The following is a 15,161-nucleotide window of genomic DNA, read 5'->3' as shown; positions in this document are numbered from 1 at the left end:
CAGTTGCGCCCCCACGGGCCGAGCCGCGGGAAGCGGCCCGCGCGGTCAGTCGACCGTCGCCGCGACCGGGGTCTCCGCCGCCTCGCGGGCGGCGGCCGCCTTCTTCGCCCGGTGCTTCATGAGGAGGAAGAAGCCGACGCCGAACAGCAGGGCGGCGACCAGCCCGAGCCAGGAGAAGCGCTTGAGCCACTCCTCGGCGACGACACCCACGCTGTAGATCAGCGCGGTCGTACCGCCGGCCCAGACGATGCCGCCGAGGACGTTGGCGATCAGGAACTTCCAGTACGGCATCTTGAGGACACCGGCGAGCGGACCGGCGAAGATGCGCAGCAGCGCGATGAAACGGCCGAAGAAGACCGCCCACATACCCCACTTGTCGAACTTCGCCTCGGCCATCGCGACATGGTCGGGGCCGAAGTGCTTGGGGAACTTGCGGCCGGCCCAGTGCAACAGGGGCTGGCCCCCCTTGCGTCCGATCAGATACCCGATGGAGTCACCGATGATCGCGCCACCGGTCGCACAGGCGCCCAGCACGAACGGATTGATGTGGTCCTGGGTCGCCGCGAGGATCGCCGCGCTGACGAGGACGATCTCGCCGGGCAGCGGAATGCCCAGGCTCTCCAGGCCGATGACCACCCCCACCAGGAGGTAGACGCTCACGGCCGGTACCGACTCGAGCCACTCCTGGATGTGCAACGCCGATTCCTCCGCTGGTGTAGGGCCCCGTGGGCCGTGGCCCGACGTCCGTGACACCGTGCCGATCAGTCCCCTGGCGCACCGCAGCGCGCCCCGGGAAGCGTACTCGATCGGGCCGCCCGGGGGCCGAGTCCACGTGCGCTACGCAACATCTGGCGCCCGGACACGGCGACGGCCCGCCGCGCGGTGCACGGCGGGCCGTGAGGGCCCCATGGAGAGGCAGCTCACTTATTGGGGCGCAGGGTCCACACGATGCTCATCTCGCCGGTCACCGCGCCGTCCTCGCGGGTGATGGCGATGTTCACCGGGAATTCCGGGCGCTCGCCGGCGTCGAGCTCGGCGACGATCTCGGCCACCGACCGGCCCAGCTCCGCGGTGGCGGTGACGGGCCCCATGGCGAGCTTCTTGTAGCCGATCTCGGCGCGCACCGCGAGCGGCACCGCGCGGCCGAGCTGGTCGCCGAAGGCCGCCATGACGATGGCGCCGCTCGCCGACTCGGCGAGGGTGAACATCGCGCCGGCGTGCGGACCGCCGACGTGGTTGTGGAAGTCGGGCTGGTCGGGCATGCGGACCACGGCGCGCTCGGCGGTGGTCTCGGTGAACTCGAGGTTCAGGGTGCGGGCCATCGGCACGGATGCCGCCATCATTTCGCCGATCGACGGCAGGGTCTCGGAGGACATGAGGTCATGTTACCTAGCGGTAGCTTAGGTGGGAAGAGTCGGCCGTTTCCTGGGTCGGCTCTTCGCCGGACGCCGGGCAATAACCCGGTGCTCCCCGTCCCACGCCCGTCCTATCGTGGACGCCCATGGGGACAGGACAACAACACAGCGGAGACGGACGGGTGACGTGCCCGGCACACCCGGTGCACCGACCGGACGACCCGAGCCGGAAGCGGTCCACCACGGCACCTGCCCGGCCGGTGCGGTCGTGCTGAAGACCCTCCCCCCATGGGCGGGGCGCAACTATCTGCTGCTCACCGGCGCCACGGTGATCGCGAGCCTCGGCAGCTCCGGCGCGCTGATCGCGAGCGCGTTCGCGGTGCTCGCCGCCGGCGGCTCCGCCACCGATGTCGGCCTGGTCGCCGCCGCGCGGACGATCCCGCTGGTCTTCTTCCTGCTGATCGGCGGCGCGGTCGCCGACCGGCTCCCCCGGCATCGCGTCATGGTCGCCGCGAACGCCCTCAGCTGTGTCTCCCAAGGCCTGTTCGCGCTGCTCGTACTGGCCGGGGAGCCGCGGCTGTGGCAGATGGCGCTGCTGGCCGCGCTCGGCGGCACCGGGCAGGCGTTCTTCGCGCCGGCCTCCGAGGGCATGGTCCTCGCCAGTGTCTCCGGCGACCAGGCGGGACGTGCCTTCGCCGTGTACCGCATGGGCATGAACGGCGCGAACATCGGCGGCGCGGCACTGGGCGGCGCGCTGGTCGCCGCGGTCGGACCCGGCTGGGTGCTGGCCGTCGACTCCGCCGCCTTCGCCCTCGCGGCGGCGCTGCGCGCCTTCCTCGACGTCAGCGGGGTCCCCGAGCGGGCTCCCGGCGGCGGGATGCTGCACGATCTGCGGGACGGCTGGCGCGAGGTCGTCTCCCGGCCCTGGCTGTGGGCGGTGGTGGTGCAGTTCTCCCTCGTCAACGCGGTGGTGTCGGCCGCCGAGGCGGTCTACGGGCCCCTGGTCGCCGAGCAGCGTCTGGGCGGCCCCGGCCCCTGGGGGCTGGCGCTGGCCGCGTTCGGTGTGGGCACGGTGGGCGGCGCCCTGCTGATGGCCCGGGTGAGACCCCGCCGCATGCTGCTGACCGGTGCACTGTGTGTCTTCCCGCTCGCCCTCCCGTCCGCCGCGCTCGCTGTGCCGCTGCCCGTGGCCGGACTGACCGCGATCATGTTCGGCAGCGGGATCGCCATCGAGGTCTTCGCGGTGACGTGGATGACCGCGCTGCACCAGGAGATCCCCGAGGAGAAGTTCTCCCGGGTCTCGTCCTACGACTGGCTCGGGTCACTGGCCATGGTCCCCCTGGCCACCGCGCTGGCCGGCCCCGTACAGGACCTCATCGGCCGGACGGCCGCGCTGTGGGGCTGTTCGGCGGTGATCGTGCTGCTGACGGCGGCGGTGCTGTGCGTACCCGATGTCCGGCGACTGACGCGGCGTACGACGGCGGAGCCGGTCGCCGGTGTGTCTGCCGGGGCGACGGAACCCGACACCGCGGGGGCGGAGTAGCCGGTCCCGCCGGCGCCGGGCCGGAGCGGGCCGGGGTCAGCCCACGCTGAACGCGCCGTCCGGCGGCACCGGGGACGCCACCGCCTCGGCATCGCGTACGGGAGCCGCGTTCGCGATCAGCCGGCGCAGCGCCGCGCCGTGCTCGACCCGGGCCGGGAAGGCGTCACCGGCCGTCCGCCGGGCCAGGGCGGCGACGGGGAGCGGCGCCCGCGAGGCGAGCAGCACGGCGTTGCCGAACCGGCGACCGCGCAGCACCGAGGGCTCGGCGATCAGCGCGAGATGCTCGAAGACCGTGGCGAAATTGGCGAGTTGGCCGCGCAGAAAGGTGAACGGCGCGCTGTCCGCGAGGTTCGCCGCATAGCAGCCGTCCGGCCGCAGCACCCGCGCCGCGGCCCGTGCGTACTCGACCGAGGTGAGCTGGGCCGGCACCCGCGACCCGCCGAAGACATCCGCCACGATGACATCGGCGCTGTCCTCCGGCGCGGCCTCCAGCGCCGTCCGGGCGTCCTCCGGATGCACGGTGATCCCGCTGTCGCCGGGCAGCGGCAGATGCTCCGTGACCAGGGCGAGCAGCCCGCGGTCGGCTTCCACGACGTCCTGCCGGGACTGCGGACGGGTGGCGGCGAGGTAGCGCGGCAGGGTCAGCGCCCCGCCGCCCAGATGCAGCACGTCGAGCGACTGCCCCGGGGCGGCCGCCTCGTCCAGGACGTATGCCAGCCGCCGCACATACTCGAACTCCAGATGGACGGGCGCATCGAGGTCCACGTACGACTGCGGTGCGCCGTCCACGGTCAGCAGCCAGGCGCGGGGCCGGTCGACGTCCGGCAGCAGCTTGGCGGTGCCGCAGTCCACGGTCCGGGTGACGGGTATCGGGTCGGGTGCTTCGTCCACCGCCCCATTGTGCCGGTGCGGGCGGGGCGCCCCGGCCACGGTCGCCGCGGGCACCGGCCCACCGGTCAGTCCGACCAGACCCGCCGGATCTCCGCCACGTGCGCGGCGGCCTGCCGGCGCCCCGCACGGGCCGCGTCCGCGCGCTTTGCCGGGTCGAGGACGTTACGGCCGAACGCCGACCTCGCCACCCGGTCCGGCGTGATCACACACACCCGGGCGCCGCCGCGCGCCAGTCGCTCGCCCTGCGCCCGCGGTCCGGCGATCGGCCCGCCGGAGGCCGCCATCGGCGCGACGACCACCACCCGGCTGTATCCGGCGGCCAGATCGGCGTTGGCGGTGGAGTGCACCCCGCCGTCGATCCAGCGGGTGCCGTCAATGGTGACCGGCGGATAGATGCCGGGGACCGCGCAGCTCGCGCCCACCGCGTCGAGCAGCCGCACCCCGCTCGTGTCGTCGAACGCGGTCCGCTCCCCCGTCGCCACCTCCACCGCCGTGATGACCAGCCGTCGGTCCGGCCAGTCGGTCATTCCCAGGGTCCGGGCGATCACCGCGCGCTGTTCCGCCTCGGGGACGGTACGGGCCGCGAGCGCCAGCTTGCCCATGCGGACACCGAAGGAGACCGTGTCACGGGAACGCAGCGCGAGGGCCGCGAACCGGGCCAGGGCGGCCGGGCCCATACGGGCGGCCGAGTGGGCCTCCGGTACGGCGAGCTGGCGTTCGTACATCTCCTCCAGGGACAGCTGCCGGGAGGTGAGATGGGCGCCGACGATCGAGCCGGCGGAGGTGCCGATGACGACATCGGCCCCGGTGAGGTCGGCGCCCGCCTCGGCGAGTCCGGCCAGCATCCCGATCTCCCAGCCGATCCCGGTGAGCCCGCCGCCGCCCAGGACCAGTGCCGTACCTGCCATGGTGTCTCCCTCGCGCCTTCGGGCCGACCGGCCGCGCCCGTACGGCGCGGCCGGAGCATCCTCGTCATCCGTGGCGAGCAGTTTCGCACCCCGCCTGTCCCCGGGACAGCGGACGGCTGCACCCGGCACCGGGACGGCGCCGGGCGCAGCCTGACCTGCGGTGTCTCACTCCTCGACGGTGCGTACCGTGCCCGCGCCGACGGTCCGGCCGCCTTCGCGGATGGCGAAGCCCAGCCCCCGCTCCAACGGCACGTCCCGGCCCAATTCGACCGACGCCGTCACCGTCTCGCCGGGGCGGGCGATGCCCCGCTCGCCGAGGTCGAGGTCGCCGACCACATCCGCGGTACGGATGTAGAACTGCGGCCGGTAGCCGGTGGACAGCGGCGTCCGGCGGCCGCCCTCCTCGGTGGAGAGCACATACACCTCGGCGGTGAAACGGCGCCGCGGGGTGACGCTGCCGGGCGCGGCGACCACATGCCCGCGGCGCACCTGGTCACGGTGCAGACCGCGCAGCAGCAGCGCGACATTGTCACCCGCCTCGGCCGACTCCATGGGCTTGCCGAACGTCTCCAGCCCGGTGACCGTCGTCTCGGTCTCCGCGCCGAGCACCGCGACCCGGTCGCCGATCCGCACCGTGCCGCGCTCGACGGCTCCGGTGACGACCGTGCCGCGCCCCGTAATGGTCAGCACGTTCTCCACCGGCAGCAGGAACGGCGCGTCGACATACCGCTCGGGCATCGGGACATAGGTGTCCACGGCGTCCAGCAGCGCCTCGATCGCCCGCGTCCAGCGCGGGTCGCCCTCCAGGGCGCGCAGCCCCGAGACCCGGACGACGGGCACATGCTCCCCGTCGTAGCCCTGCGCGCTCAGCAGTTCGCGCACCTCCAGCTCCACCAGGTCGGTGAGCTCCGGGTCGCCGGCGTCGGCCTTGTTGAGGGCCACGACGATGTGCTGGACGCCCACTTGCCTGGCGAGCAGCACATGCTCGGAGGTCTGCGGCATGATCCCGTCGAGCGCGGAGACGACCAGGATCGCGCCGTCGAGCTGCGCCGCGCCGGTCACCATGTTCTTGATGAAGTCGGCGTGGCCGGGCATGTCGACATGGGCATAGTGCCGGGTGCCGGTCTCGTACTCGACGTGCGAGATGTTGATGGTGATGCCGCGGGCGGCCTCCTCCGGGGCCCGGTCGATCCGGTCGAACGGCACGAACGTCCCGCTCCCCCGGTCGCTGAGGACCTTGGTGATGGCCGCGGTCAGGGTGGTCTTGCCGTGGTCGACGTGGCCCATGGTGCCGATGTTCAGGTGCGGCTTGGTGCGCACGTATGCCGTCTTGGGCATGGTGTTCTTCCTCGCAACAGTGCGGTGAGAACGGCGACTTGGCGCCGTGGGGACCCCTGAGACCGGCCGACCCTCCCCCTGCGGGGTCCGCCGGACGATCCGGAGAGGGTCAGCTTCGTGCGCCGTCGGTCGCTGCGACGGCCGGGACGCCGGCTGCTGCGACGGCGGTGGCCGCTGCCACCGTGACGGCACCCGCGGGTGCGAAGTCCGCTGCGGCGAGGGCCGCGAGAAGGTCGACGGCAGCCTTCGGCGCGTCCGCGACTGCGGACGGGAGCGCGAGGAAGGCGTGCCGGAACATGCGTCATATGGTGCCGGGCGGCCGACCCGGCGTCTAACGATTTATCCGGGGGCGGCGGCGGGGCGGCGGAGGTACGGATGCCTGCCCTGCCCGGGAGTTGACGCCGCGCGGGGCTGGGCGCCGCGCGAGCCTCGGCCCAGGACTTGGCGCTGCCCGGCATGTGGCCCCGCCTTGGGCTTGGCGCTGCCCTGCACACGGGCCGCTCGGGCTTCGACCATGCCCCGCCCTCCCAAGACCGGGCCAGCACGGCCGGGCCAGCACGGCCGGGCCAGCACGGCCGGGCCAGTGCGGCCGGGCCAGTGCGGCAGGTACGGCGATGCGCTCGGCTCACGGGGCGTACGGCCCGGTGACGGCTCCTGGGCGCCCCTGTCGGTTACGCTCCCGGAATGTTCCCGCCCGCCGCAACGCCCGACGGCCTCGCCGCGCGCTGCACGCGTGTGGTGTTCTCCCCCTGGGCCCGGCTGGGGCTGCTGCTGGCCCTGCTGGCCTGCGCCGCAACCGCGATGCTGCTCTGGCAGCCGCAGCACCTCCTCACGGGCGGCTGGCCCGACCGGCTGTCCGGCCCGACCGCCCTCCTGGTCTTCGCGCTGCTGTACGGCGGCTGCACCACCGCCTTCGTACCGCGCCCGGTCCTCAACCTCGCGGCGGGTGCCCTCTTCGGCGGCCAGGCCGGCCTGGCCGCCGCCCTCGCCGGGACGGTGCTGGGCGCCGGTCTGGCCTTCGGGCTCGGCCGGCTTCTCGGCCAGGACGCCCTGCGTCCGCTGCTGCGCGCCCGCTGGCTGACGGCCGCCGACCGGCAGTTGAGCGAGCACGGCTTCCGCTCGATGCTGGCCCTCCGGCTCTTCCCCGGCCTGCCGTTCTGCGCCACGAACTACTGCGCCTCGGTCTCCCGGATGCGCTGGTTCCCCTTCCTGCTCGCGACGGCACTCGGCAGCATCCCGAACACCGCGGCGTACGCCGTCGCCGGAGCGCGTGCCGCGACGCCCACCTCGCCGGTCTTCCTCCTGGCCCTGGGCTTCATCGCCGTCAGCGGTCTGGCCGCACTGGCGGTGGCGTGGCGCAAACGGAAGGCGCTGCGCGGGCGCTGAACGCGGCAGCGCAGCCGACGGAATTCACCTCGGCCGCCGCGGGGCGGGCACGGCAGTCCAGGACCCTTTGGCCGGCCGGACATCTTCGGACGTTACGCTGCCCGGGTCGACGGTGATCCGCATCCGTCGCCACTGTCCGCTTTCTCCCGTCTCGCGCAGGTCAGCGCTTGATCACCCTTGGATAGCGTAGTTTCCATGTCTTGGTTTGAATCTTTCGTCCTCGGACTTGTCCAAGGGTTGACCGAGTTTCTGCCCATCTCCTCCAGCGCGCATCTCCGTTTGACCGCGGCGTTCGCCGGCTGGCAGGACCCCGGTGCGGCGTTCACCGCCATCACGCAGATCGGCACCGAGGCGGCCGTCATCATCTACTTCCGCAAGGACATCGGGCGGATCATCTCGACCTGGTCCCGCTCCCTCTTCAACCGGGAGCTGCGGCACGATCACGACGCCCAGATGGGCTGGCTGGTGATCGTCGGCTCCATCCCGATCGGTGTGCTGGGCATCACGCTCAAGGACGCCATCGAGGGCCCGTTCCGCGATCTGCGGCTGATCGCCACCACCCTCATCGTCATGGGTGTGGTCCTCGGCATCGCCGACCGGCTGGCCGCCCGCGACGAGACCGGCGGCCGGCACCGCGCCATCAAGCAGCGCAAGACCCTCACCGACCTCAGCGTCAAGGACGGCCTCCTGTACGGCGTCTGCCAGGCCATGGCGCTCGTCCCCGGCGTCTCCCGCTCCGGCGCCACGATCAGCGGCGGCCTGCTGATGGGCTACACCCGTGAATCCGCGGCCCATTACTCCTTCCTGCTCGCCATCCCCGCCGTACTGGCCTCCGGCGTCTACGAACTCAAGGACGCCGGCCAGGGCCATGTCTCCTGGGGCCCCACCGTGTTCGCCACGATCATCGCCTTCGTCGTCGGCTACGCGGTGATCGCCTGGTTCATGAAGTTCATCTCCAACAAGTCCTTCATGCCCTTCGTCATCTACCGCATCCTCCTGGGCATAGCCCTGTTCGCCCTGGTCGCGGCGGGGACGCTGTCGCCGCATGCGGGGGAGGCGGCGGGCTAGGGCCGGTCCATGCCACACCTGAAGTCCTTGATCACTGCCATCCGCGAACAGGATGACGCCGCCGATTTCCTCGCTTGGCCGGGGGATTTCGAGCTGGACCGGGGTGACCATGTCGAGGAGGTCCACCTCGCTTCGGGCGCCGCGCTGGAGGGGTTCGCCGGTGACGGCGCCGGGGGCACCTTCTTCTTCTGCGGTGAGGGCGGCGAGGAACGTCCGGTCCTGTACGCGGACTCCGAAGGAGGTGCGGCGCTCCTCGCGATCGGTCTGCCCGAACTCCTGCGGCTCCTGCTGGTCGCCCCGTGGTGGCGCGACTGCCGAACATTCACCCCGGAGGAGAGCCAGGAACTCACAGCCGACTACCTCGACGACATGCCGGACCTGGTGACCCATCGGGACCGTGCCGCCGCGGCCCTTGACCTCGATCTGCCCACCGAGGCGGAGGCCTTGACTCGCCTGCGGGAAGTGGCCATCGGGGCCGGTAAGGACTTCGTCCTCATCTTCACGCCGGAGGGCCGGCCTTACTCGCCTTTGCTGACGGAGTGAAACGCCGCGCGGTCGGCGGCCACCACGCAAGTCCACGGCCATAACCCCCGGTTCGATATATCCGGCCGCCCCCGATTCCCTCGCCGGACGCCGGACGCCGGGTCGTAGCGCTGCTTGCGCACCATGAACCGGCGCGGTCCACCGCGATCGCCCTCGCCCGGCGCCTCGTGTGGCGCCGGCCACCGGCGCTGCCGTCCCCTCCCGTCCTCCCCCTTGGGCGTCCGGCGCGCCTGCCCGCGCGCCGCGCCCACCAGGTCTGTTGCCTGCTCTCTTGTCGTCCTTGCCACGGCTCCGCACCAGGGGAACCGGGCGGGGACGCATCGCCCCGGGCCAGGCCGGGGACGGTCTGCGAGGCAGGGTACGTACGTATCGCCATCGCATCGGGTTCCGTCAAGAACCGGGGTGGTATCAGGAACTGAGGTGGTACTGAGCCCAGGGCTGATGGGCCGGTGCGGCCTCCTCGTGTGAGGGCGCGAGGGTGCCCCAGGGGGCGAGCGCGTTGTCCCATTCGGAGGCCAGGGCTGCCATGTCCGGGACAGAGTCCGCGGACGGCATCGTGCCGGTGTGCCATGCGGACGCCATGGGGTGCGCCGAGGGGGCGGCGTTCCAGGCGGCGGTCTGCTGGGCGGGGATGGAGTATTCGGACTCGTGAACATCGCCGGGGCCGCGCCGGTGGCGTCCCGCATGGGTTTCCACCGGGCCGGGATAGAACCGCCCCTGGGCGGAGAGCTGTTGGGCCCGGGTGACCAAGCGGGTGAGGTCGAGCCCGAATTCAGCGGCGAGTTCGCGCAGATCCACCCCGGTCTGCCAACTGCCGATGAGCACCGCGTCCATCGCCGGGGACCAGGTCTGCTCGGCGGCACCCACGCTGCCGGTGGCCTCGCGGGTGGTGCCGGCCTGACGCGCTCCGGCGGACGGGTTCTGGTGGAGATATTCGGCCGCGGGCTCCGGCGCCGGGATGGCCTCCTCGGGCTCCCGCGGGGGTGCGGCGGGCGTGGCTGCCGCCAGCAGTTCGTCGGCGACGGCGCGGGCGTCCTCCTTGCCCACTGTGCGCCGGGCGATGCGCACTTCCCGCTCGTTCAAACCGAACAGCCCGGCCACCGCGCCGGTGCTCCCCACCGTCACCGCGAATGCCGCCAGCACCCGCGACCGGTCGGCCTGGGCCTCGTCAAGCCTGGCCTGCGCCTCACGCACCCGCTCGTCCCCCAGGCAAAACGCTTCTGCCAGCACGGCGTTGCGGTCCCACAACTCTCTAGGATCCATACTCATTCAACGCCTCTTGGGCGCAGGTGTCCCGATCTGGCTCAGCAAAGCACCCCAAAGCACCCATCGAACCACCAGATGAAAATCGTCCCGGGTGCGCGACTGCGCATCGCCCCCGTACCCCGTCCGGGGTCATATGCCCTGGCCAGAGGCCCGCGAAAATACGCAACGCGGATTGTCAGTGCCGTGAGCTACTGTCTCGATCAGTCGCATCTTCGCATTTCCATGTGTTCATGGGGGGACCATGGCTTATCGCTCCCGCGCCGCGTCCCGCGTCGTCGGGGTGCTCCTCACCGGCGCCGTGCTGGGCGGCACGGCGGCGTGCACGGCCGGCGGCGCGGCCGGGGACCGCTCCCGCGCGTCGGCGCGTCCCGACGCCACCACGGTCGCCGCGGTGCAGCGGGCCGTCACCAAGGGCGCGGGGCTCAACTCCCTGTCGTATCGCGTCTCCGGCAAGGTCCCCGGGCAGGGGGCCGTCAAGGGCAGGGCATCGCTCAGCCTCCGCCCGCGCGTCGTCGAGATGCGGATGACGGCGTCCGGAGGCTTGCCGCAGGGCGAGTTCTCGGTGCGGCTCGTGGGAGATGCGGTGTATGTCGGCGGGGGCGGGCAAGCGGCTGCCGTGCTGGGCGGCAAGCATTGGCTCAAGCTCGCCCTGACGGACCAGGGGGCCGGCGGCTTCGGGGGCATGCAGCGGCAGGCAGACCAGGACCCGGCGGCGCAGGCTTCGTTGCTGCCCGGGTCCGAGGACGTCAGGAAGGTCGGCGAGGAGACCGTCGACGGGGTGCGGACGACGCATTACGCCGGGGTGGTCGATGTGGCGGAGGCGGCGAAGAAGCCGGCCGCCAAGAGTCCGTCGGCCGGCGAGCGTCGCACGAAGGTCGTCGAGCAGTACCAAGAGCTCGGCGTGAGCGAGCTGAAGCTCGACCTCTGGGTCGGTCCCGGCGATCGCACGGTGAAGTTCCGTCAGCGGGCGCGGACGACCCAGGGGCCGTTGGACATATCCATACGGTTCTTCGACGTCAACAAGCCGGTCACGGTCCAGGCGCCGCCCGCGTCCGACACGGTGGATCCGGAAGGGAAGCTCAAGGGGGCGAGCCGGCGGCTGGGCTAGGCGTCGCGAGCCAGGCGGGACGGTGCGGACACGCCCTGGGCGTCGGTGTAGCTGCGTACGGGTTCGTCGAGGTGGGGCAGGCCGATCGGGTTGGGGAAGGGGAGGACATCAGCGGCCAGGATGCGGCGGACCACGGGTTCCAGGCCGTGCAGCAGCCCCTCGGTCTCCGCCTCGGGCAGTGCGCGCAAAAGTCGGCCGGCCAACCGGTCGGTGGCCTCCTCGATACGTTCGCGCTCCCGGCGGCCGTGGTCGGTCGCGTCGCCGTGTGCGTCCACGAGGTCACGGGAGCGCAGCCGGTCCGTCGCGGCGGCCCACTCCTCCTCGGTCCAGCCGCGGTCCTCCCGCATGGTGTCCTTGGGGACGCGTCCGGACGCGGCGGCCAGGACCAGGGCCTCGCACCCGTCCAGCCCCTCGTCGGCGAGCACGGCGTGGTGGGCGTCGCCTCTGAACTCCCGGACGGTGGTCGCCAGTTGCCACAAGCGCTCGACCGGGTCGGCGTGGTCGCACAGCGCGCGGTTGGCGGCGAACAGCGGCCGTGCCGTGGCCGGTGCGTCGTCCACGACCGCCTGAAGCGGAGGCAGCAGCTCGGCCGCCGCGTGGTCCAGTTCGGGGTCGATCGCGCGCAGGGCCTGCGCCGCTCGGCTGCCGCGTTCGTCGAGGACATGCGCCGGGCTGACGATGCTCCAGGCCGCGGGCAGCGCACGGGCGACCATCCCCGGGGCGAAGCCCCCGAGGAGGGCCGTGGCCGCCGCAGGTTCCACGGCCCCCAACGGCGCGGTGCGCGCGGCGAAGTACCCCATCCAGAAACCCTTGAGACCGAGGTCTTTGCCCAGGTCACGGCATCGCTCGTCGAAGTAGCACACAGCGTGCAGCGGCTCGGTCAACAGCCAAAGCGATCGTGCTTGCAGCTCCATGCAGCGCACGCTACCGCCGCCCGACGCCGACCGCAGCGCACGGAGGGCGAAGAGCGCCTGCGCCGACACCGTCGGCGCACCCGACCTGCATCGAGAGCGTCGAGAGACATCGAGAGGCGGAGCGGCAGGAGGGACGGGCGGGGCCTCGACCGTCGGCCGATCGCCGTGACGTCAGCCGTCAGCCGTCAGCCGTCACCGTCAGCCGCCTGTGCGGCCGCCGGCTCCGAAGCCCGACTGCCAGGCCCACAGGTGGGTGCAGTTGGGGCACTGGAGGTGCAGCACGCTGCCCTTGTTCGACAGGAGGTAGCGCCAGTGGTCGGCGCAGGTGCGGCCGTCGAGGCAGGTTCCGCAGTCCCGGTGGTCCTGGCAGCCGGGGCAGGGGACCCAGGCCCGGCGCCCGATATCGGCGGTGGGGTCGAGCGGCAGCATGCTCAGCCCTGACCGGAGGCCGGCAGCACCCCGGCGGCGACCAGCGCGTCATAGGTGGCCTGCTGCTCCGCGTCCAGACCTGAGTAGAGGAGCCGGTAGGCGTCCGCCTCGCCCTCCATCACCGCGATCGGGTCCCAGGTATCACCCAGCGCCGCGAGGACCTCGGTCCGCCGCTGCGTTTCGTGCGCGGTGAGGTCGAACTCGAAGGTCCGGTATTCCGGTATCCGGGGTTCCGAGGTGTTGCGGTCGTTCATGGTGCGCGTCCCATGCCACTTGCGGATGATTCGGACGTGTCTATCAAGTGGGGCGGCACTGAGGAAGCGTCAGAGGGGGCGGGCCTGAGCAGGGGGACACCAGAGGGGAAGGGTGGTGGCGGAGCGTGACGGGGCGAAGCGGGGTAGATAGGGGCGATTCGGAATCTCGGGTGGGATATTCCTTGCAGTATGCCCGATATGTTTGGGAATTCATGGCGTGATGGAATTCATCCGTACCACGTCGGCTACCGACCGGGCGTCGGAGCAACCGGCCCTGTTGACGCGCCCCGTCGACCGGGCCACGCTCGGGCCTCCATCCCTCTCCCAGGAGGTATCCATGCCCCGACGCACGGCGGCGACCGGGCTCAGCGTTGCCATGCTCGCGGCGGCTGCAGTGATGGTCATGGTGTCGTTCGCGACCTTCGATGGGCACTCCATCGCCCCCAAGACCCTCAAGCGGATGCCTGCCGGGGAGATCGCCGTCACGGTGATCACTGTCGCCTGCGTGGTCGCCACCCACCACCTCGCCATCGGCGTCGTCGTCGGCTCCCTCACCGCCATGGTCATCTTTGCCAAGCGCGTCGCCCACCTCACCGAAGTCAGGTCATCATCGACCTCTCCGCCGCCCACGTCTGGGACGCCTCGTCCGTCGCCCCCTCGATGCGATCGAGACGAAGTACGCCCAGCGCGGCAAGACCGTCGAGATCACCGGCCTGAACGACCCGAGCGCTCACCTTCACGACAAGCTCAGCGGCGAACTGGCGGCCGGCCACTGACGATTGCCACCTGCCCCGCAGAGGACCGCCGGCTTGATGGCCGGGGGCGAGGTTTTCCGGTCAGAGCACCAGCGGGCGCTTTAACCTCCATGGCCCGACGGCCGGCCCGGCAGGCGTCGTACCGCGACCGCGGCGGCGTCATCGCCCAGGCGGCCGTTCGTATGTGCCAGCAGGTCCGTGCGCAGCCGCTGTAGCACCTGCTGCGGACTGAGGGCGCTCCAGGCGCCGGCGCGCTCGGCCAGTGGGTAGAACGTGCCCTTGTCGTCGCGGGCCTCGCTCACCCCGTCCGTGTAGAGCAGCAGCAGCTCTCCGGGCTCGAAGGGGAAGGTCTCGACCTCGTAATCGGGGGCGCCTGGCAGGCCGCCGAGCCCGATCGGCAGTGCGGGCCACTCCGCCGCCAGGGTGCGCACCGGCCCGCCGGCCAGCAGCAGCGGGGGCGGGTGGCCGCAGGTGATGGTGTGCACGACGGGACTGCGGTCGGGGATGTCCAGCAGGATCACGGTCGCGAAGGTCTCGTCGGGGTCGGTATCGGGGACGGGGGCGGGGGCGGGCGCGGCCTCCGGAACGGCGGGTACGGGGCCGGCCTCAAGGACGGGACCCGCGCCCGGCCCGGGGTCGGCCACCGCGTCCGGAGCGGCGTCGGCAACCACATCCGGCGCAGGGTCGGCCACCGCGTCCGCCCCGGCCTCGGCCGCCCCGTCCGCCCCGTCCGCCCTGGCCGCAACCCCCGCGTCCCCTTCGCCCCCGCCCCCCGGCGCGTAACGCCACTGGCTGCTGTCCCAGCGGACGGCGCCGTCGAGGTGGATGGCCAGTCTGGGGAGGGTGGCCTCGCGGTGGGCGGCCGCGCGGAAGGCGCCGAGGAGGAGGGCGGCGTGGCTGTAAGCGGGCAGGCCTTTGCCCCGGACGTCGCCGATGATCAGCCGGGTGCTGGTGGTGGTGCGGGCGGCCGCGAACAGGTCACCGCCCATCTCGGCCTCCTCCTCGGCCGCCAAATACAGGGAGGCGATCTCCAAAAGGCCGCTGCGCGCGGGGAGCGGCCGGAGCAGGACCTGCTGGGCGACCGCGGCCACCGAGCGGCTCCGGGTGAGGCGGCGCTCGTTGCGGTCGCGGACGACGGTGAGGAGCACGACCAGTGCGGAGACCACCACCAGCGAGGCGATCTGGGCCTCCAGGTTCTCGGTGAAGAGCACATGGCGCGCGATGCCGATGAACACCTGGGCGGCCACCGCCAGCACACCGATCGCCGCTGTCAGACGGGGACCGGCGAAGGTCGCGGTGATCGCGGGAGCCGCGACGAGCAGGGGCCCCAGATGGATGTCGGGCGGCGCGAGGACGTCGATGGTACAGACCGCCACGATGATCCCGACCGGGATCAGCACCAG

Annotated in this window: 16 protein-coding genes and 1 pseudogene; 6 read left to right on the top strand and 11 right to left on the bottom strand. The window is 72.2% G+C overall.

Going from position 1 to position 15,161, the window contains the following annotated elements:
- Positions 1 to 45: 45 nt before the first annotated feature.
- Positions 46 to 696, bottom strand: a complete 651-nt coding sequence (locus tag CP981_RS34945; protein WP_085922193.1) for a DedA family protein — start codon at positions 694 to 696, stop codon at positions 46 to 48.
- Positions 697 to 920: 224 nt separating this feature from the next.
- Complete coding sequence (locus tag CP981_RS34940) at positions 921 to 1,376, bottom strand: DUF4442 domain-containing protein (RefSeq protein WP_085922194.1); 456 nt, start codon at positions 1,374 to 1,376, stop codon at positions 921 to 923.
- A gap of 166 nt (positions 1,377 to 1,542) precedes the next feature.
- Here CP981_RS34940 and CP981_RS34935 point away from each other — a divergent pair, with 166 nt between their 5' ends.
- Positions 1,543 to 2,898 carry an MFS transporter gene (locus tag CP981_RS34935; RefSeq protein ID WP_425282191.1) on the top strand — a complete coding sequence of 452 codons (1,356 nt, stop codon included), beginning with the start codon at positions 1,543 to 1,545 and terminating at the stop codon, positions 2,896 to 2,898.
- Positions 2,899 to 2,934: 36 nt separating this feature from the next.
- On the opposite strand, the gene CP981_RS34930 is transcribed toward CP981_RS34935, so the two are convergent.
- From CP981_RS34930 to CP981_RS34915, 4 genes are all read right to left on the bottom strand, one after another.
- Complete coding sequence (locus tag CP981_RS34930) at positions 2,935 to 3,789, bottom strand: spermidine synthase (RefSeq protein WP_107429483.1); 855 nt, start codon at positions 3,787 to 3,789, stop codon at positions 2,935 to 2,937.
- Positions 3,790 to 3,854: 65 nt separating this feature from the next.
- Positions 3,855 to 4,697, bottom strand: a complete 843-nt coding sequence (locus CP981_RS34925; RefSeq protein ID WP_085922195.1) for a patatin-like phospholipase family protein — start codon at positions 4,695 to 4,697, stop codon at positions 3,855 to 3,857.
- Between the two features lie 165 nt (positions 4,698 to 4,862).
- Positions 4,863 to 6,035, bottom strand: a complete 1,173-nt coding sequence (gene tuf / locus CP981_RS34920; protein ID WP_085922196.1) for an elongation factor Tu — start codon at positions 6,033 to 6,035, stop codon at positions 4,863 to 4,865.
- 109 nt (positions 6,036 to 6,144) lie between these two features.
- Positions 6,145 to 6,333 (bottom strand): hypothetical protein, encoded by a 189-nt coding sequence (locus CP981_RS34915; RefSeq protein WP_085922197.1) that lies wholly within the window; start codon positions 6,331 to 6,333, stop codon positions 6,145 to 6,147.
- A gap of 386 nt (positions 6,334 to 6,719) precedes the next feature.
- Between CP981_RS34915 and CP981_RS34910 the strand changes: the two genes are divergently transcribed.
- From CP981_RS34910 to CP981_RS34900, 3 genes are all read left to right on the top strand, one after another.
- Positions 6,720 to 7,421 (top strand): TVP38/TMEM64 family protein, encoded by a 702-nt coding sequence (locus tag CP981_RS34910; RefSeq protein WP_085922198.1) that lies wholly within the window; start codon positions 6,720 to 6,722, stop codon positions 7,419 to 7,421.
- Between the two features lie 195 nt (positions 7,422 to 7,616).
- A complete protein-coding gene (locus CP981_RS34905; RefSeq protein ID WP_085922199.1) occupies positions 7,617 to 8,489 on the top strand; it encodes an undecaprenyl-diphosphate phosphatase in 873 nt (290 codons plus the stop codon).
- Between the two features lie 9 nt (positions 8,490 to 8,498).
- Entirely contained in the window at positions 8,499 to 9,032 is a 534-nt protein-coding gene (locus tag CP981_RS34900) for a hypothetical protein (RefSeq protein ID WP_208853024.1), read from the top strand.
- A gap of 408 nt (positions 9,033 to 9,440) precedes the next feature.
- On the opposite strand, the gene CP981_RS34895 is transcribed toward CP981_RS34900, so the two are convergent.
- Complete coding sequence (locus CP981_RS34895) at positions 9,441 to 10,301, bottom strand: hypothetical protein (RefSeq protein ID WP_244329934.1); 861 nt, start codon at positions 10,299 to 10,301, stop codon at positions 9,441 to 9,443.
- A gap of 238 nt (positions 10,302 to 10,539) precedes the next feature.
- Between CP981_RS34895 and CP981_RS34890 the strand changes: the two genes are divergently transcribed.
- Positions 10,540 to 11,406: an SCO4651 family lipoprotein gene (locus CP981_RS34890; protein WP_085922201.1), complete on the top strand. Its 867-nt coding sequence runs from the start codon at positions 10,540 to 10,542 to the stop codon at positions 11,404 to 11,406.
- Here the strand turns inward: CP981_RS34890 and CP981_RS34885 are convergent.
- From CP981_RS34885 to CP981_RS34875, 3 genes are all read right to left on the bottom strand, one after another.
- The gene (locus CP981_RS34885; RefSeq protein ID WP_085922438.1) at positions 11,403 to 12,320 is read right to left on the bottom strand and encodes an SCO6745 family protein; all 918 of its coding nucleotides are present in this window, start codon (positions 12,318 to 12,320) and stop codon (positions 11,403 to 11,405) included. The two genes, CP981_RS34890 and CP981_RS34885, sit on opposite strands and share 4 nt — an antisense overlap.
- 198 nt (positions 12,321 to 12,518) lie before the next feature.
- Positions 12,519 to 12,749 carry a hypothetical protein gene (locus CP981_RS34880; protein WP_085922202.1) on the bottom strand — a complete coding sequence of 77 codons (231 nt, stop codon included), beginning with the start codon at positions 12,747 to 12,749 and terminating at the stop codon, positions 12,519 to 12,521.
- Positions 12,750 to 12,751: 2 nt separating this feature from the next.
- Positions 12,752 to 13,003: a DUF6400 family protein gene (locus CP981_RS34875; protein WP_085922203.1), complete on the bottom strand. Its 252-nt coding sequence runs from the start codon at positions 13,001 to 13,003 to the stop codon at positions 12,752 to 12,754.
- A gap of 370 nt (positions 13,004 to 13,373) precedes the next feature.
- On the opposite strand from CP981_RS34875, the pseudogene CP981_RS39025 reads away from it, so the two are divergent.
- Positions 13,374 to 13,779: pseudogene (locus CP981_RS39025) on the top strand (SulP family inorganic anion transporter); the annotation flags it as partial.
- Positions 13,780 to 13,859: 80 nt separating this feature from the next.
- Here CP981_RS39025 and CP981_RS34865 read toward each other — a convergent pair.
- Positions 13,860 to 15,158, bottom strand: a complete 1,299-nt coding sequence (locus CP981_RS34865; protein ID WP_085922204.1) for a PP2C family protein-serine/threonine phosphatase — start codon at positions 15,156 to 15,158, stop codon at positions 13,860 to 13,862.
- Positions 15,159 to 15,161 lie beyond the last annotated feature (3 nt).

Origin of the sequence: Streptomyces platensis, assembly GCF_008704855.1 — a bacterium.
GTDB classification, from domain to species: Bacteria; Actinomycetota; Actinomycetes; order Streptomycetales; family Streptomycetaceae; genus Streptomyces; species Streptomyces platensis.
The sequence above is the reverse complement of the archived record's forward strand: the minus strand, read 5'-3'. Positions and strand labels throughout refer to the sequence as shown.